This window comes from Brevibacillus sp. HB2.2, from assembly GCF_013284275.1.
GTDB classification, from domain to species: domain Bacteria; phylum Bacillota; class Bacilli; order Brevibacillales; family Brevibacillaceae; genus Brevibacillus; species Brevibacillus brevis_D.
The window spans coordinates 115,404-131,850 of record NZ_JABSUV010000012.1 but is presented as its reverse complement, the minus strand read 5'-3'; the positions used below and the strand labels follow the sequence as shown (position 1 = coordinate 131,850).

General features: G+C 47.2%; 13 protein-coding genes. 4 read left to right on the top strand and 9 right to left on the bottom strand.

The genetic code is table 11. The features are described from left to right. Positions 1-369 precede the first annotated feature (369 nt). The 6 genes from mutL to miaB all read right to left on the bottom strand — a co-directional run bounded on the left by mutL (position 370) and on the right by miaB (position 9,200). Positions 370-2,442: a DNA mismatch repair endonuclease MutL gene (gene mutL, locus HP401_RS11280; protein WP_173605041.1), complete on the bottom strand. Its 2,073-nt coding sequence runs from the start codon at positions 2,440-2,442 to the stop codon at positions 370-372. A 24-nt stretch (positions 2,443-2,466) separates the two neighbouring features. Beyond that, a complete protein-coding gene (gene mutS, locus HP401_RS11275) occupies positions 2,467-5,055 on the bottom strand; it encodes a DNA mismatch repair protein MutS (RefSeq protein WP_173605040.1) in 2,589 nt (862 codons plus the stop codon). A gap of 89 nt (positions 5,056-5,144) precedes the next feature. Next, entirely contained in the window at positions 5,145-6,431 is a 1,287-nt protein-coding gene (locus tag HP401_RS11270; RefSeq protein WP_173605039.1) for a putative amidoligase domain-containing protein, read from the bottom strand. Between the two features lie 110 nt (positions 6,432-6,541). Next, positions 6,542-7,102 carry an outer spore coat protein CotE gene (cotE, locus tag HP401_RS11265; RefSeq protein ID WP_015891662.1) on the bottom strand — a complete coding sequence of 187 codons (561 nt, stop codon included), beginning with the start codon at positions 7,100-7,102 and terminating at the stop codon, positions 6,542-6,544. A gap of 136 nt (positions 7,103-7,238) precedes the next feature. Beyond that, the gene (locus tag HP401_RS11260) at positions 7,239-7,682 is read right to left on the bottom strand and encodes a YlbF/YmcA family competence regulator (protein WP_173605038.1); all 444 of its coding nucleotides are present in this window, start codon (positions 7,680-7,682) and stop codon (positions 7,239-7,241) included. Between the two features lie 6 nt (positions 7,683-7,688). Continuing rightward, positions 7,689-9,200: a tRNA (N6-isopentenyl adenosine(37)-C2)-methylthiotransferase MiaB gene (miaB, locus tag HP401_RS11255; protein WP_015891664.1), complete on the bottom strand. Its 1,512-nt coding sequence runs from the start codon at positions 9,198-9,200 to the stop codon at positions 7,689-7,691. Between the two features lie 334 nt (positions 9,201-9,534). On the opposite strand from miaB, the gene HP401_RS11250 reads away from it, so the two are divergent. From HP401_RS11250 to cbpB, 4 genes are all read left to right on the top strand, one after another. Beyond that, positions 9,535-10,776: an S-layer homology domain-containing protein gene (locus HP401_RS11250; protein ID WP_173605037.1), complete on the top strand. Its 1,242-nt coding sequence runs from the start codon at positions 9,535-9,537 to the stop codon at positions 10,774-10,776. A 165-nt stretch (positions 10,777-10,941) separates the two neighbouring features. Then, the gene (locus tag HP401_RS11245; protein WP_173605036.1) at positions 10,942-11,784 is read left to right on the top strand and encodes a lipoate--protein ligase family protein; all 843 of its coding nucleotides are present in this window, start codon (positions 10,942-10,944) and stop codon (positions 11,782-11,784) included. Between the two features lie 58 nt (positions 11,785-11,842). Continuing rightward, positions 11,843-12,982, top strand: coding sequence for an acyltransferase (locus tag HP401_RS11240; RefSeq protein WP_173605035.1), 1,140 nt, complete (start codon positions 11,843-11,845; stop codon positions 12,980-12,982). 265 nt (positions 12,983-13,247) lie between these two features. Further along, complete coding sequence (gene cbpB / locus HP401_RS11235; RefSeq protein ID WP_173605034.1) at positions 13,248-13,718, top strand: cyclic-di-AMP-binding protein CbpB; 471 nt, start codon at positions 13,248-13,250, stop codon at positions 13,716-13,718. 68 nt (positions 13,719-13,786) lie between these two features. Here cbpB and HP401_RS11230 read toward each other — a convergent pair whose 3' ends face one another. From HP401_RS11230 to HP401_RS11220, 3 genes are all read right to left on the bottom strand, one after another. Further along, positions 13,787-14,887: a YheC/YheD family endospore coat-associated protein gene (locus HP401_RS11230; RefSeq protein ID WP_173605033.1), complete on the bottom strand. Its 1,101-nt coding sequence runs from the start codon at positions 14,885-14,887 to the stop codon at positions 13,787-13,789. A 164-nt stretch (positions 14,888-15,051) separates the two neighbouring features. Next, positions 15,052-15,612: a tRNA 5-(aminomethyl)-2-thiouridylate-methyltransferase MnmM gene (gene mnmM / locus HP401_RS11225; RefSeq protein WP_015891670.1), complete on the bottom strand. Its 561-nt coding sequence runs from the start codon at positions 15,610-15,612 to the stop codon at positions 15,052-15,054. A gap of 33 nt (positions 15,613-15,645) precedes the next feature. Beyond that, positions 15,646-16,395, bottom strand: coding sequence for an MBL fold metallo-hydrolase (locus HP401_RS11220; protein WP_173605032.1), 750 nt, complete (start codon positions 16,393-16,395; stop codon positions 15,646-15,648). Positions 16,396-16,447: the final 52 nt, after the last annotated feature.

Here is a 16,447-nt window from a genome sequence, read left to right as displayed (position 1 = left end):
TCCTAGACTGCCGCTTTTCTTAAACATGTTAATAACATGAAAAATGCTATAGGAATATATCGTATGACACATGATATGATTCTCTAGTACTTTAGCTATCTATCAATCAAAATAGTTACTCTAGTTTACAAGTAGTTCTTGTTTTTTAGGGGTGAAGAAAAAAGAAAAGCCCCACTTTTTAGTGGAGCAATGCCATCGGTTGCCAGCCAGGACCGCCGTCCAAACGTAGTCCCCAATCAGGACCAGTTAATAGGTCCTCGATGGAAGAAGCTCTGTTCCAGCATAAGATTTGCTTATTGACTTTTGTTTTTTCCCGCTTTCTTTTACAGTAGAATACCCTCCCTGGATTTATCCGCAGGAGGGCACAGTTCACATCACACGCTTAAACATTTTTTCTAAGTCATAACCAGTAAAATGAATCACAATCGGCCTGCCGTGCGGGCACGTATACGGACTGCTCGTCTTGCGTAGCTGGTTCAGCAAGCTTTCCATCTCTGCATGCGTCAGGAAGCGGTTCGCTTTAATCGATGCTTTGCAAGACATCATGATGGCAGCTTTTTCGCGCATCAGCACGACATTGGCTTGGGTGTTTTCTCCCGTTTCCAGTACAAACTGAATGAGCTCCTCAATGACCTCAAGCTCAGCCCCTTCTGGGAACCAATGTGGATGAGCGCGAACGATAAAGGTCCGTCCACCGAACGCCTCGATCTCCAAACCAAACGATTGCAAAAGCGACAGTCGCTTCTCCAGTTTGCTAGCCTCTGCAGCCGTATATTCCACCGTATGAGGAAACAGCATGATCTGGCTGGAAATGTCCTCTTCTGCAAGCTTGTCCATGAAATACTCGTAAAAAATCCGCTCCTGCGCGGCATGTTGATCAATTAAATACATGCCTTCGTCATTTTGCGCGACGATGTAGGTACCATGGACTTGACCAACTGGGTACATAACGGGGACAGGCGAATCCGTTTCATTTTCATTGGTGGCTTCCACGAGTGGCGGTGTTTGTTCGGTACCCACTACGGCTGAATGATCCTCGCTGCTGATTTCATGGATTGGGTACGCAGGAGTTGGTGCCTGGGCAATGTCCAATTGTACCGGAATCTTCGGCTCATTAGGCTGGAAAGCTTCCCTGGTGTCTGTTTGATCCAATAGAGTCGCCTGCACGATTTCATGCGGGATAGCCTCTACTTTTGCAGCCTCCAGCTTTTCATAGTTGGCCGCAGTCTCCTTGACCGTGCCGTTCTCAAAAGATGGAGCGATAGGCGTCACTAGATCCACTTGCTTACTTGGTACCTCCTGCTTGGCCATCCATTCCTGGAGTCGGGGACTCACGGCTAGTAACGGCGATTGCGGAGTATCCGGCTTGGTAATTTGCAGGTCAAACTGCGGTTGAACAACCTGAGTGACGACCTTAGCTTTTGGTTGAGTAACCATAGGTCTGACAATCCCCAAGCCTTGTCGCAAAGTCTCTTTTACCGATTGTTCTATTGCACTGCACAATTCATCTTCTTTACTAAATCTCGCCTCTAGTTTGGCAGGATGTACGTTCACATCTACCAGTGACGGATCCATTTCGATCTGCAAAGCTACTATCGGATAACGACCGATCGGTAACAATGTATGATAACCGCGCATAATCGCATTGTTAATCGAATAGCTACGCACGTATCGACCGTTTACCAGTGTCGAAAGGTAAGAGCGATTCGCCCTTGTCACTTCCGTCTTCGAAAGAAAACCAGACCACTTATAGTCGAGGGTCTCCCCTGCAATTGGAAGCAATAGCTTCGCGACCTGCACACCGTAGATCGCCGCCATGACGTGCAGCAGCTTTCCGTCCCCAGACGTTTGCAAGAGTGTCTTGCCGTTATGAGTTAGCAGGAAGGAGATCGACGGATGCGTGAGTGCAAGCCGATTCACATAATCAGAAATATGTCCGACTTCCGTGGCGATCGACTTCATATATTTCAAGCGAGCAGGTGTGTTGAAAAACAAGCTGCGTACACATACATCTGTCCCTTTTACAGCAGCTTTATCGGAAATCGTTCCGAGCTGCCCACCTTCAATCAAGAGATGAGTACCTACCTCACTACTGGACGTGCTGCTCGTCAGCTCCATACGCGAGACTGCCGCGATACTCGGCAGTGCCTCTCCGCGAAAGCCCAGCGTACGAATGCGGAATAAATCACGAGCGTTGCTAATTTTACTCGTAGCATGGCGCTCAAAAGCCAGCTGACAATCTTCTCGATCCATCCCCCTCCCATTGTCAACGATCCGAATCATCTCCAGACCGCCTTCCTCAACGTGGATCTCGATTGTCGTTGCACGAGCATCAATTGCATTTTCGACCAGCTCTTTGACAACCGAAGCCGGTCTTTCCACTACTTCCCCTGCAGCAATCATATTGGCGAGTTGCTCATCTAAAACTTGAATGGTTCCCATGAGTGCCTCCCCTCCGGACGAACCCTATCTCTTTTTCAATTGCTGTTTCCATGCATATAGTTTCATCATGGCGTCCATTGGCGTCGTTGAATTCAAATCCAACTCGCGCAGCTCAGCCATAATCGCTTCTTCCTCCGCTGACGCAAACTGCATCGGCTCTTCACGCACCGCAGCAACTGGTGCCGTCCATAGCGTTTCGAGCGACATTTGGACGTCACTCGCTGCATTTCCATTCCCTGTACTCCCATTTGCTTCAAGTCCGGTTAAGATGCTACGCGCCCGCTCAATGACCCAAGTTGGCATTTCCGCAAGCTCTGCCACATGAATTCCATAACTCTTATCTGCTCGTCCTTCTTCAATTTTGTGAAGGAACAAGAGCTTTCCTTCCCGTTCTTCGCATCGAGCGTTGACATTCACGACACCACTCAACGTCTCAGCTAACCCGGTCAACTCGTGGTAATGCGTCGAGAAGAGTGTTTTGGCACCGATTTTTTGGCAAATGTACTCAATGACTGCTTGTGCAAGCGCCATTCCATCGTACGTTGAAGTCCCGCGACCAATTTCATCGAGCAGGATCAAGCTCTTCGCTGTCGCTTTTTGCAGGGCGTGTCTCGTCTCCAGCATTTCCACCATAAACGTACTGTGCCCGCCTACCAAGTCGTCGGCTGCCCCAATTCGAGTAAAAATCTGATCGACAATCGAAAGCTTGGCCTGTTTAGCAGGAACAAAGCAACCGATTTGTGCCATCACCGTGATCAAGGCAATCTGTCTCATGTACGTACTCTTACCCGCCATATTCGGACCCGTAATGAGCAAAACTTGACGGTTGGTCTGATCCATCTCCACGTCATTAGCCACGTATTTTTCGCGCTCCAGAACGGCTTCTACCACTGGATGGCGCCCTTCTGTAATGACGTAATCGCCGCTCTCCACAAGCTCAGGGCGTACAAATCCCCGCTCGTCACTTACTGTAGCAAACGCCTGTAGAACGTCCACAGATGCAACGCGCTCCGCGAGGTTCTGTAGTCTTGGTATATGCTTCGCGACTTCACTTCTTACAGCAACGAACAGCTGGTACTCCAGCTCAATCATCTTTTCTTCTGCTTCCAGAATGAGGGCTTCACGTTCCTTCAGCTCTGGCGTGATGTACCGCTCTGCATTGGCCAAAGTTTGCTTGCGCTCATACCGACCAGCGGGAACGTTTGCTATGTTGGATTTCGAAATTTCGATGTAATAGCCGAATACCTTATTGAAGCCAACTTTAAGCGAACGAATCCCTGTCGCTTCCCGTTCTCCCTGCTCCAGTTGGGCGATCCACGTCTTCCCTTCACGGCTTGCCGTATGGAGCTTGTCCAGGTACTCATCATATCCCGTCCGAATCATTCCGCCTTCACGAACCGATATCGGGGGATCATCCACAAGGGCATGAGCCAAATAGTTGACAATATCTGTACATTCATCCATCCCATTAGCCAGTTCCATCAATACCGGGGTATTCGTTTGGATCATATACTGCTTCAGCTCTGGAACAGCTTCCAAAGACATCCGTAGCTGAATGAGATCTCGTGCGTTCGCATTCCCGTAGGAAATACGGCCCGCCAGACGTTCCAAATCATAGACACGATCCAAGCAAGTCCGCAAATCCGAGCGAAGCAGCATGTCCCCCTTCAAGGCTTCCACAGCGCTCAGGCGTGCCTCCAACTGATCGCGACTGAGCAATGGACGCTCAATCCATCTGCGCAAAAGACGACCACCCATTGCCGTTTGAGTCCGATCCAACAGCCACAACAGGGAGCCTTTTTTCGTCTTATCGCGAATGGTCTCAGTCAATTCTAAATTGCGTCTGGAAAAGCCGTCCATTTGCAGATACTGCTTTGCATCGTACTGCTTTAACAGGCGCATATGTGCAAGGCTACGTTTTTGCGTCGTCCCTATGTAGAACAAGAGAGCATTGACCGCCGCTCGCATGGACACATCCAGCCCTTTTGCCTGCTCCGCGTATTGACTATCTACTGCAAATGCGTCCAGTTGGTGCGCATCCACGACAGTAGATGGCAGTGCTGTCTTCGGCAAACCAGCGAGGCCAAAAAAGACGAGCTCCTTAGGGCGATATTGCAAGGCTTCATCCAGGACACCCTCTGCCTGTCCCGCCAAAGAAGTAACGTACATCTCGCCTGTACTCATATCACACGCAGCAACACCCGTTCGCCCTTCTACTTGAGCCAATGCTGCCATGTAATTGTTTTCCTTATCCGTCAGCCATTTGCCTTCCATCATCGTACCCGGAGTAATGACGCGTGTCACTTCCCGGCGAACGACCCCTTTGGCTTCTTTTGGATCTTCGACTTGCTCGCAAACGGCTACTTTATGTCCTTTTTTTAGTAGCTCTGCGATATAGCCGTCTGCCGCATGATGTGGAACTCCACACATTGGTATGCGCTCAGAACCACCACCATCACGTCCCGTCAGTGTAATTTCCAGCTCACGGGACGCAAGAATGGCGTCATCAAAAAACAGTTCGTAAAAATCACCTAAGCGAAAAAATAAGAAAGTATCCGGATAATCTTTTTTGATAGCCAGATACTGTTGAATCATCGGGGTATATTGAGCCATGATTTTCTTCTCCTAGCCTACTAATTCTCGTCGCTATTATATCATGATTGAACGGTAATGTTGACCCTGCATCCGATGGTAGTATCCGTTTATGGTAGCTTCCATATCTTACGCAGGTCTTCATCCGTTCTCCACGATTGACTCTCGATTAAAAACGAAAAGTATCGATCCAAATGAATTCGTGACAGCGTATAGCCTGGCAGCTCCTTTAATTCTTGCCAGACTTGAACTACGTACGGCAGGAGCTTTTCTTTTTCGCCTTGGTAGTATGCTTTGATTAGCGGTAGCTTGAGATGAGGCGTCGCTTGTAACTTCTCGTGATTGGTTGCAACCAAATGGGCCAAATGAAGAATCCCTCGAGCGACAAGGGGATCAACGAGCCAACTAGGGAGTGTACGGTATTCGAATCCATATTCCTTCTCCCTTACATCCCCCAAAAATCCATAACGCTCTCTGCGCCTCATACAGCCTGCATCCTCAATCAGAACAAGAGGAAGAGCCAAGTACGCATCCAGCTTTCGCCGAAGAGAAAAAGTAGGTGTGAGCCCGCCAAAATGAATATGCCCGCCGATTGGATAACCTTGAAACGGCATTCCTCCAGCGAGCCATTCGATAGACGCGTCTCCTATTTTTTGGTAGGCGAGTGCCAGATTATCGTAGATATGCGTAAATAATTGATCAGGGTCCTCCGATGGCGCAGGCCTCAACTCTGCAACCGGGTGCTGATGGAGACCTAATTCTTCCCGGTAGCGTGTCGTATCACATCCAACCGCCCCATTGATGCTCAGGAAGTCAGAAGCAAGTGCCATTTCTCCTGTGGGCTTGCGCAAAGCAAATTCCGGATCAGCCCCCAAACTTTGCAACGTTTGCGGCTGTTTACGCATCCGAGCTTCCCACCAATCTCGGGCACGCTGCATATATTCGTCAGCATGCCTGGCTGGCCAATTTGGTTCCACCTCGACGACCTTAAGTCGATGGGGAGAAGCCGCCATGATCGTCACTTGACCCGCATCCGCTCCCACGGCATACAAACTGCGTGAAGCCAGCCCTTGGACCACCTGAATCTCTGTTTCAGTGGAAGGCAAGGAGACGGAATGCCACTCGGGTTCCTGTAGACGGTGCAGCAGCCAATGTGATTGCTCCTCGCTTCTGGCGATATCCAGTACATAATCTTGGTAAAGGCATACCCTATATGTTCGCCAGCCCGGTCGCGCTTCATTTCCTGTTACAGGTATTCGCCCCTGCCGGAGCAACCAGCGACCGATTTCAGGACGATGTAAATAGGCTACGACTTCTTTCGCGTTAGCCGTCATCGGTTGTGTTGCTGGCGTTTCCTGCCCGTTAACTCGCTGACTCGTTTTTGTGCGTAGAATCATGCCTTCCACACTCCCTCGCTGTTCTTTCGTTATCTTATGAATGCGCCCAGAAAAAAGTGTGATTGACCTGTATCCGAAAAAAAGAAAAAAGAGGAGATAATTTCTCCTCTTTAGTCGAGCTCGTCGAGTAGCGTAGCGGAATCAAAGTCATCAAACTCGTCACTGTTATCTTCAAAGTCGTCAACCAGATGGAATTCTTTGTCATCACAACTATTGCAGACAACAACGCACACCTTTGTTTCTCCAATGACCTCTACTGCATATTCGCTTTCAACTCTGACCGTGATTGTGCCACCACCACTTAACTCCGCTTTTATGCACTTCGGTTGCTCCACGGCACGTGCAACGATTTCCAGATCGCCTCTGCAGTTCTTGTCGAAGAACGTAAGCGGTACGAGAACGGAGAAATGAACCGTTTCCCGCTTGACTTCGGTTTGCGTGTTATTAGCAAACGAAAACCACAGGTTGACGTCATACGTACCAGATACTTCAACGGCATCTCCGACTTTCTCTGCTTGGAAGTTCGTGTTTATAACCCAGCATCCGAGGATCGTCGAAGGAGTTTGCGACGGTATGATGGTGTGGGTGGTAATAGAAAATTTATGGCCTTTGCCGCAGACTGCTTTCGCGATAAGTTCCCGGCACTGTAGATCTTTGTCTATACCCGACATTTCGTTACCTCCTCCATACAACGTTTCTGTACATTTGTATGCAGGGCATTCGACTAGCGTGCAAACAACCACCTTATATTTGGGAAAGTTGTTGGGTATTGATCAGAACAGCGCCGGGAAGGCTTTCTATCAAGAATTAGGAGCAGCAGCCGTCAGATTTTTTCTTTTCAGGCCCGCCACCAGTCTTTCCAGTCAATGGGTTTCCGCCTGTATCCAAAATAATACGCTCCGAAACGGTGTTCGTGATCACGTTTGTGACCATTTGCAAAAGATCGTTCACATCAACCTGCGATTGCTTGAATTCCGTAACGATTGGAATGGCATCCAGCTCTTCGTGCAATTGGTTGTACTCGTCTTCCACTTTTTTCACCAGTTCCGGCTTGTTGATGGATTCAAACATCACCATTTGCTTTTGTTTCTGCTTCAATGTATCAATCAAATCTTGCACACGTTCATTGTGTTTGATTTGCAGTTCAGCACGTTTGAAGAAATCAACTTCATTCGTACGCGAGATCATAGCGGCAAGCTCGCGAGCTTTATCGAGAATTTCCTTCTGTGTAAAAACGTTTGTTTGTTCCATAATGACCTACACCTCAACTTTGGATACGAGTTCACCGTGGAGTGTCCACGTTTTCGCATCTGTAATTTTTATGTGCACATACTGTCCGATCAAAGATTTGTCGCCGGTGAAATGGACAAGCTTGTTCGTACGCGTACGTCCCGCAAGCACTTCCGCATTCGTCCTCGATTCGCCTTCCACGAGTACCTCGACAACCTGATCCTGCAGTTTTTTGTTCTGCTCCAGAGCGATGCCAGCCAGCACTTCATTGAGTCGATACAAGCGTGCTTTTTTCACTTCCATCGGAACGTTGTCTTCCATGACAGCAGCCGGTGTACCTTCACGTGGGGAGTAAATGAAGGTATACGCAAAATCATACTTGACCTCTTCCACCATCGAAATCGTATCTTCAAACTGCTCATCGGTCTCGCCTGGGAAGCCAACAATAATATCGGTAGAAAGCGAGACATTCGGGATCGCGTCCTTGATTTTGCGAACGAGCTCCAGATAATGCTCACGCGAGTATTTACGTGCCATTCGCTTGAGTACTTCTGTCGATCCGGATTGGACAGGCAAATGGATTTGCTCCACCAGGTTGCCGCCCTTTGCCAGCACTTCGATCAAGTGGTCATCAAAATCGCGCGGGTGACTTGTCGTGAAACGCACACGCGGGATATCAATCTTGCGGATCTCGTCCATCAGGTCTCCAAAACCGTACTTGATATCCTCAAAATCTTTCCCGTACGCATTGACGTTTTGTCCAAGAAGCATGATTTCTTTAAAGCCTTGGCGAGCGAGATCACGTACTTCTGCGATGACATCCTCCGGGCGTCGACTGCGTTCTTTTCCGCGGGTATACGGCACGATACAGTACGTACAGAACTTGTCACAGCCGTACATGATGTTAACCCAACCCTTGGTGTTTCCTTCGCGGAGCTTCGGCATATTTTCGACGATATCGCCTTCTTTGGACCAAACCTCAATCACCATTTCTTTGCTAAACATCGCATCGCGCAATAGTTCTGGCAATCGGTGAATATTGTGCGTTCCAAAAATCAAGTCGACCTGCTGGTAGCTTTTCAGGATTTTCTTGACGACTTTCTCTTCTTGGGACATACAGCCGCAAACACCGAGGATCAGATTTGGATTGTTATTCTTGAGCCGCTTCATGTGGCCAAGCTCCCCAAATACTTTATCCTCTGCATTTTCGCGGATCGCACAGGTGTTAAATAGAATGACATCCGCATCTTCGACAGAATCAGAAGAGGTATAACCCATTGCCTGCAAAATACCAGAAATCGTCTCCGAATCATGCTCGTTCATTTGACAGCCATACGTACGAACGTGATAGCGCTTTCCTTTTCCGATGTTCTGCATGTCTTCTGGGATATGAAAATCGTAATGGACTAAAATCTCTTCCTTACCGCGCGTTTTCGCATCTTTCAGAGAGGGGGCCTGGAAGTATTTCGCATAGTCTTCCGTCTTCTTTGGAGACTTAACGGATTTTAAGTCCACAGTCGCCTCTTTCGTTTCCTTCATCATATATCACCTCAGCAATAATCATCTACATAAGTAACCAATAAAGAATTATATCATTTTGGGTGATACAAAAGCCAATGCATAATAACCATTATGAGGCAAAATATGTACGAAACGGCGAAAGTCTGAGAGACAACGACTTTCCAAACATACCCATGTTGGTCCTCATACCCTTACCATTGGTACATACTCCTCCTTACCTGCCGATTTTTTTTGAAACTCCTCCTTTTTTCCTATTTTCACCATAATATTTTTTCCCCTGCAACAATACAAGCCCACTCGACGTCTGAATAGCAGTCAACAAAAACTACATTGCCATTTTGAGGAGGTTAATATGAAAAGAGCACTAGCCGTATTTTTGTCGGTGTTGATGTTCTTAACGATTATCCCGGTCGTCGGTGCCGCTTCCACCCCTTCGTTCTCAGACGTTCCGCGTAGCCATTGGGCATACAAGGAAATTACGGAGATGGCGGCAAAAGGGATCATCAAAGGGTACGACAATCGAACATTTAGACCGAACAATGAGGTAACCCGCGCCGAATTTGCCAAAATTATGATTGCAGCAGCAGATGTAGATATAAACAAACGCTACGTCGAGCAAACCTTTAAAGATGTCCCTCGTCATCACTGGGCATTTTTGTATGTGGAGCACGCCAAGCCTTACTTGACTGGTTACAAATCCGGCTCTACCTACACGTATAAGCCAGATAAAGCGGCAGTACGTGAAGATATTGCTGTCGCATTGGTACGCCTGTTGGGCTACGATCAAAAGTACAAAGCCGACTTGGATCAATTGAAAAAGTTCCGTGATTACGACGATATTTCGTCCGCTCTGCGTCCGTATATTGCGATTGCGATCCAAACCGATCTGATGAAAGGATACAATGGCAATTTCCGTCCACAAGATCCGATTACTCGTGCGGAAGCTGCTTCTCTGCTCTATCGTGCTATTTTGGATCGTGGCGATGATGAAAGCAAAATTGTATTCCCTACCCCTGGTCAGCCTCAACCAGAACCAGAGAAAATCAATATCAGCGATTCCTTCTCTGATACCAAATTGAAAAACTGGGATACTGACAAAGCGATCGGTAACTGGGAGGTCGCTAGCAAACAAGTGACTGCTGAATCCGATGATGATGATGATCTGGATCATTACCTTCTGCCACTTCGCTGGAATGAATCTGACAACGTCAAGAATTATGAATTGAGCGTCGATGTGAATGTGGTTGGCAGTGAAGGTTTAGGCGGTCTGTACTTCAACGGCAAAGATGGAAAAGCCAATGTCGTCTTCATCCAAAAAGATCGCGTTGTTTTAGGAAAAGTAAATGATGTGGAAGACGACGATATCGACATCATCTCATCCAGCACCTACAAGCTGAAATCAAGCAATCGCTTGAAGGTAGCTGTCACTGACAATACCGTTTCCATTTACTTGAACGATCAATACTTGTTCGGTCAACAATATGTGAAACAAGAAGGCAAAAAACTCGGTCTGTATCTGCAAGAAGAAGCAACAAAAGGCGCTCCTCGTAAAACGACTTACCTGGACAATTTCACCTTTAAAGAGACGAAATAAAGACCCATATCCCACCCGACAAGCTATCTTGGCCTGTCGGGTATTTTTTCACTCTACACGACATGCATGTTCTACCAAATGGAAAAAAGATAGCGAAAACGTAGAAATAAACGCATTTCAGATGTTATAATGGTAGCTATTCTTGTCCTGTGAAGGAGCCTTCCTATGTCTTTTTCTGTTAATCAACCGTTTCGCTGGATGGACTCCGGTACCTACCAGGATAGTCCACTTGAGCCTTTAATTCGTGATGAAGCGTTGGCAGCCAGTATGCAATCTGAATCAGCAACACCTGTCATTCATCTCTGGGTGTACGATCAGGCGCTGTATCTCGGCCGCAGAGACGCCAAGCTTCCACATCTCCAGCAAGCCTTGCATAAGTTCGGTCAAGATGGCTTTGGTTGTGTTCTTCGCTCGTCTGGAGGGGCTTGTGTTCCGCTTGATGCTGGCGTTCTCAATATGGCTTGTTTATTGCCTGACACTTCGATTTCCATTGACTCCTTCTTCTCGTTTGTCGCCCAGCTTCTTGATGTGGGCCTGCGCGATTACGGAAGGCTGGAATTTGGAGAAGTGACGGGTTCCTACTGTGCAGGGGAATACGATTTTTCCATTCACGGTAAAAAAATCGGAGGTATGGCACAAAGACGCACGCGACACGGCTCTATTTTGCAATTATGCATTAACGTGGACGATCGTCCACGAGGCGAATGGATGGAGCACTTTTACCGTCTCGCCGGCTTGGATGAAATGCAAAGCCATAAGCCAATTCCTTCCATCGATGCTTCTACCGTTGGCAGCATCGCGAGTTTGACTGGAAAATTGGTCACTATGGATGATGTAAAAGCACGTCTATTGGAGACAATCCGTTCTGAGTGGGCTGTATCACCTACCCCCTTTTATGTGCAAAATGAGTTAGTGACAGAGTCGAGGCATCATTTGTCGCAGCGATTACACTTATTTTCTTATACAGCAAAAGAACTGGCCGCACCTGACTGGCACTTACCCGAATAACGGGCGTTGTACTTGTTTTTGATTCTCCAGGTGCTGCCGGTAAAATTCTGGAGGAATTATGAATAGCAATCGAAAGGGGACGTTTCAGGATCTGAATGCCCTTTTTGTTTTTGGGGCTCTTACTGTCTTGATGATTCACATCCTCAGTTTTTTCCTGGCCAATGAGAAGACGTATCCGTGGAATAGTGATTTACAAGCCGTTCTAATTATCTTATTAAAATTCGGTCGCTCTTTGTTTATATTTGCAACTGGAATGCTGCTGTTTTACTGGTATCAAAATCGACAATTGGATTGGCGTGCTTTCTGGAAAAAACGCTGGCGCGCTGTTATATTGCCTTACGTAATTTGGACGGCCATCTTCACCTATTTTAAACATCAAACCTTTGACCCAGCCGTGCTGGTAGGACCGTTTTTCGATAGTCTGTTTACGGGTAGCTCTTTCTACCACTTGTACTACATTCCGGTTTACTTGCAATTGTGCTTGTTGTTTTGCCTGATTAAACCGTGGATGGAACGGTACTTGAATTTCCGTTGGATCATCGTCCTATTTATTGGACAAGCTGGTCTGTACCTTCTCTACCACAATTTGTTCATTACACCGTTATGGGCCATTGATTGGGCTACAAACCCATTTCTGTCCATCGTGAAGCACACGTATGTTTACGGACAGCATTATGTTTTCATGTACGTGTTTACTTTTGCACTCGGCGCTTATGCCGGGATGAATGTGGATAAATGGCGGACATGGGTGAAACGTCTTCAAATACCTTCTATCGTTGTGATGGCAAGTGCAGGCGTTTGGATGGCTTACAGCTATCTTTCTGGCTCCAAAAGCTATTACGAAAGTATGAACATTTTCGAGCCGCTTTACTTGTTGTACACACTCTGTGTAATCGTCAGCTTTTACCCTGCATCCAGTTATTTCGGCAAGCTGCCTAAACTCGGTCCGTGGCTTTCCCGGTTGGCCAAACAAAATATGGCCATCTATTTGGTTCATCCGTTAATCTTGTTCTTGATGCAAAGCTACGTCATTCATCGACTAGGCTGGTCGACACCGTCAATGGTTCTCGGCATGTTCGTGATTACACCGCCACTTTGCATTTTCCTTTACGAGTTGACGACGATGTCCTTTTGGTTCAATCGGAAAAAACGGGTGGAAACCAAGCCCATTTTCAAAAATCAAACGTATAAAGCGTAAGGGAGGAACTGGTTTCCTCTAAACTCCTAATGTAAAAAACAATTTGAGCTCGCATACTAGAGCTAGGGACGATTGTTCCACACCTCGATTACTTGCCTGGCGTAACTGCCGGGCTTTTTTCGTCTTTAGCCCCGACAAAGCCTTGGCGACGCCAAGTTTTCTAAATGTATCCCTACCGTTTGTACCTCTCTTACGGTATCATAGAAGGGGACCACATGCAGTTCTTACTGCTATAGACGACAGAAAGAAAAGGTGGTGGATCTGAATGAATCAAGAGATCCCTTTGTTACATATTCCGATCAAAGATCTCATAATCGCGTCCACAAAGGTCGCACATGTACAGCTAGGTAATTCACTTGAGCACGCCCTGCTAGTCCTAATCAAGTCAGGCTATTCAGCCGTTCCTGTACTGGATCATCAGTATCGTTTGCATGGGTTAATCAGCACGAATATGATCATGAATAAGACTCTTGGTTTGGAGCGCTTCGAGACTGAGCGTATGTCCGAACATATTGTAGATGATGTGATGGATACGAAGGTCCCTCGATTGCGTGACACCGATGAATTTTTGAAAGCATTAGAAGTGTCCATTAATCACCCTTTCGTCTGTATTGAAGACGAGGAGCACTATTTCCAAGGAATCTTGACTCGAAAATCGATTTTGGCTTTGGTATATCGTCACTTTCGCAATCTGCCCTTTCCTTTGGCTGACCAACAACAGCCGGCAGAATCGTAGGTCAAGGCATACGAAAAGACGGGGCAATAAATGCCACCGTCTTTTTCACATTCTTCTGCCTATCTTCTTTAGACCCATTGGCTCGGCGCTAGGAGTAGATGTTTCCGTTTCTTTTTTTCCGCGAGCAATGCCTGCGCATATTCCAGTGGATGACGGTACGTTTGTTTAAACATCTCCTTCTCCCCTGCTTTGAAAAAAGAATAGCGTTGGTCACGCACATTGACTTCAATTAAATACGGATTACCTCTCTCGTCAATTCCCATATCCATCCCTAAGTCTGCTAATGATGAAAAATGCCGACCGTACTGCTCCGCAATTTCCACCGCCGCTATGCCAACTCTTTCAATGACAGCTTGTTGTTGTTTCACCTCAGGAAAGATGGGTACCAAAGCTTCCGAAAACGGTACTGCTGTCCCTCCTCGAGAGAGATTACTCAGCTTGTTTTTCGTATTGGCGACCTTGGCAACCATCCCGCTCACAGTCCACTGTTTCTCTTTGTTTTTCTGCACCGAAACACGAATATCAAACGTTTTGCCTCCATAGCGGGCCAAAGGAATTCCTCGCTGGATCAAAAATCTTTTGTTACCAACCCAACGTCGCACCGTGGAGAGTATCTGCGAATGAGATAAGATCTGCCGTTTTTTCGATGCAATGAAATGATAATTGCCTCCATGCCGTTCAATACGTGCTACCCCAATTCCGACTGATCCAATCGAAGGCTTGACGTACACCACCTGGTACTTATTTAAAAACTGACGCAACTGCTCCATGGAATAAGGCACTGTATGCGGCAGATAGCTGCGAATTTGTTCATTTTTCCAGAGCATCTGGTGTACTTTCCGCTTATCCCGTACAACCAAGCCATTGAACACCGTTTTCTTTTGGCTCAATCTTCGAATCACATTCCGCGCTTTTGCATCCCCTGTCAAAACACGATTGTGGATGACTCGCGGGACTGAAACCAGTTGTGAGACGAGTCGGTTTCCGTTCCAAAAATATCCTTTGACTCTTTCATCTCCTGGCTTCACATGCCGCGGATGAAAAAAAACTGGCTCCAACCCAAGCTCTTTACCGATTTCGACATAATAAGGCAGACGCTCATATGACTTGATGCCTTGAATTCCTTTCACCATAAGGGCCCAATCCAACATTATTCCGATTCTGTCCACGCAGATCCCCCTTGCCACATTGCTCTACATAGGGTATGTGCCAGAAAGGCCAAGAGCGTGCCTATTTTTGTACACCTCTTTCGCAACCTGACAAAATCATTGCTTTCTCATAAGAATGATGTCGGATGCTGCGCTTGCCCGGGAAAGGATCGCGTTTCGTTTTTTTATTGTCCCCTGCGCTCGATGGCTAGTAAAAATGGGGCTTGGTTTTGCTGATTGATATATTGGTATTTTAAAACCAAATAATCCAATTGACTTAGCTCGTGGCAAAATGCTTCCACTGCCTCTTTTTCCGTCTCTCCCGCCGGATGCCCCCAATAAATCATGACTGTCATGATTCCACCTGGTCTGAGCACCCTCAATCCTGATTGAATCGCCTGAATGGTACTGCTCGCTTGAGTTGTAATTTCCTTGTCTCCACCCGGCAAATAGCCCAAATTAAACATGATTGCCGCGGCAAGAATCTCCAGCTTGTCAATTTCCTCATGACTGGCGAGCTTCATTTCTACCCTGTTCGCCAGACCTTCTCTCTCAAGTCTCTCGCGCGTTTTCTCGATCGCCTGCGGCTGGATATCGAAGGCGATTACCTTCCCCTCTTCTTGCACCAATTGCGCAAGAAATAAGGTGTCATTTCCATTTCCCATTGTAGCGTCTACAACCGTTTCCCCTACTTGTACCCGTTCACGGATTAATTTGCGTGCGACTTCTAATACATTTGGAAACACAGTCATCTCTCCTCTCTATGTACACAAACAACGTTATAAATCGATTTGCAGACCAATGCGCGCCGCATAAACTGGACCTGCGACAAAGGCATTGGCCTCCGCAATTACTTGGGACTCCTCATAGCCGTAAAACAAATGTGTGACTAATAAAGAACGGCAGGATAGGGATTGTGCCAATTCCGCCGCTTGGCGAACAGAAAGGTGTCCATTTGGCTTCGCTGGTACATTGTAATCTAGATAGGTCCCCTCGCAAATAAACAAATCCGCTTGACTTGCAAAGCCCTCCCAGGCTGTACCTGGTCCACTGTCCGCTCCGTATACAAGGACACGTCCGTTGGCTTCCAAACGCATGGCGTAGCAAGGATCTCCGTCACCGTGGTCTGTCCGTAAAAAAGTGATTGCAACGTCCCCAATGGTAACAGACGTTTCTTCGGTGATTGGGGTCAATGTGGTCGCCTTTCGATACACCAATGTCTCGGCATTGGCCACAGGCAGCCCAGGAGCGTAGATCGGAAGCGGCTTGTCAGCAGGTCTTTGGCCAAATAACTGATGAACCATCAAACCGTACTGCATCACTCCTACATCCGCAACATGATCATGATGATAGTGAGATAAGAGCATGGCATCCAGCTCAAAAATGGGTAAATACTTGCCTAACTGAGCAAGAACACCGCTGCCGCAGTCTAGAAGAATTTTGACACGGTCTGTCTCAATCAGGTAACCCGGAGTAGCACCCCCTGGGCCAGGATAAGGAGATTGATAGCCTAACACAGTAACGCGCATATTCGGTTCACTCCCTCTCATAGGATGGAATAAGGTGGGACAGGAGGTCTGA

Bases quoted from the DNA above. Each gene is read 5' to 3' on its own strand.
- mutL (WP_173605041.1), bottom strand. From the start codon at position 2,442: ATGGGAACCATTCAAGTTTTAGATGAGCAACTCGCCAATATGATTGCT.
- mutS (WP_173605040.1), bottom strand. From the start codon at position 5,055: ATGGCTCAATATACCCCGATGATTCAACAGTATCTGGCTATCAAAAAA.
- HP401_RS11270 (WP_173605039.1), bottom strand. From the start codon at position 6,431: ATGATTCTACGCACAAAAACGAGTCAGCGAGTTAACGGGCAGGAAACG.
- cotE (WP_015891662.1), bottom strand. From the start codon at position 7,102: ATGTCGGGTATAGACAAAGATCTACAGTGCCGGGAACTTATCGCGAAA.
- HP401_RS11260 (WP_173605038.1), bottom strand. From the start codon at position 7,682: ATGGAACAAACAAACGTTTTTACACAGAAGGAAATTCTCGATAAAGCT.
- miaB (WP_015891664.1), bottom strand. From the start codon at position 9,200: ATGAAGGAAACGAAAGAGGCGACTGTGGACTTAAAATCCGTTAAGTCT.
- HP401_RS11250 (WP_173605037.1), top strand. From the start codon at position 9,535: ATGAAAAGAGCACTAGCCGTATTTTTGTCGGTGTTGATGTTCTTAACG.
- HP401_RS11245 (WP_173605036.1), top strand. From the start codon at position 10,942: ATGTCTTTTTCTGTTAATCAACCGTTTCGCTGGATGGACTCCGGTACC.
- HP401_RS11240 (WP_173605035.1), top strand. From the start codon at position 11,843: ATGAATAGCAATCGAAAGGGGACGTTTCAGGATCTGAATGCCCTTTTT.
- cbpB (WP_173605034.1), top strand. From the start codon at position 13,248: ATGAATCAAGAGATCCCTTTGTTACATATTCCGATCAAAGATCTCATA.
- HP401_RS11220 (WP_173605032.1), bottom strand. From the start codon at position 16,395: ATGCGCGTTACTGTGTTAGGCTATCAATCTCCTTATCCTGGCCCAGGG.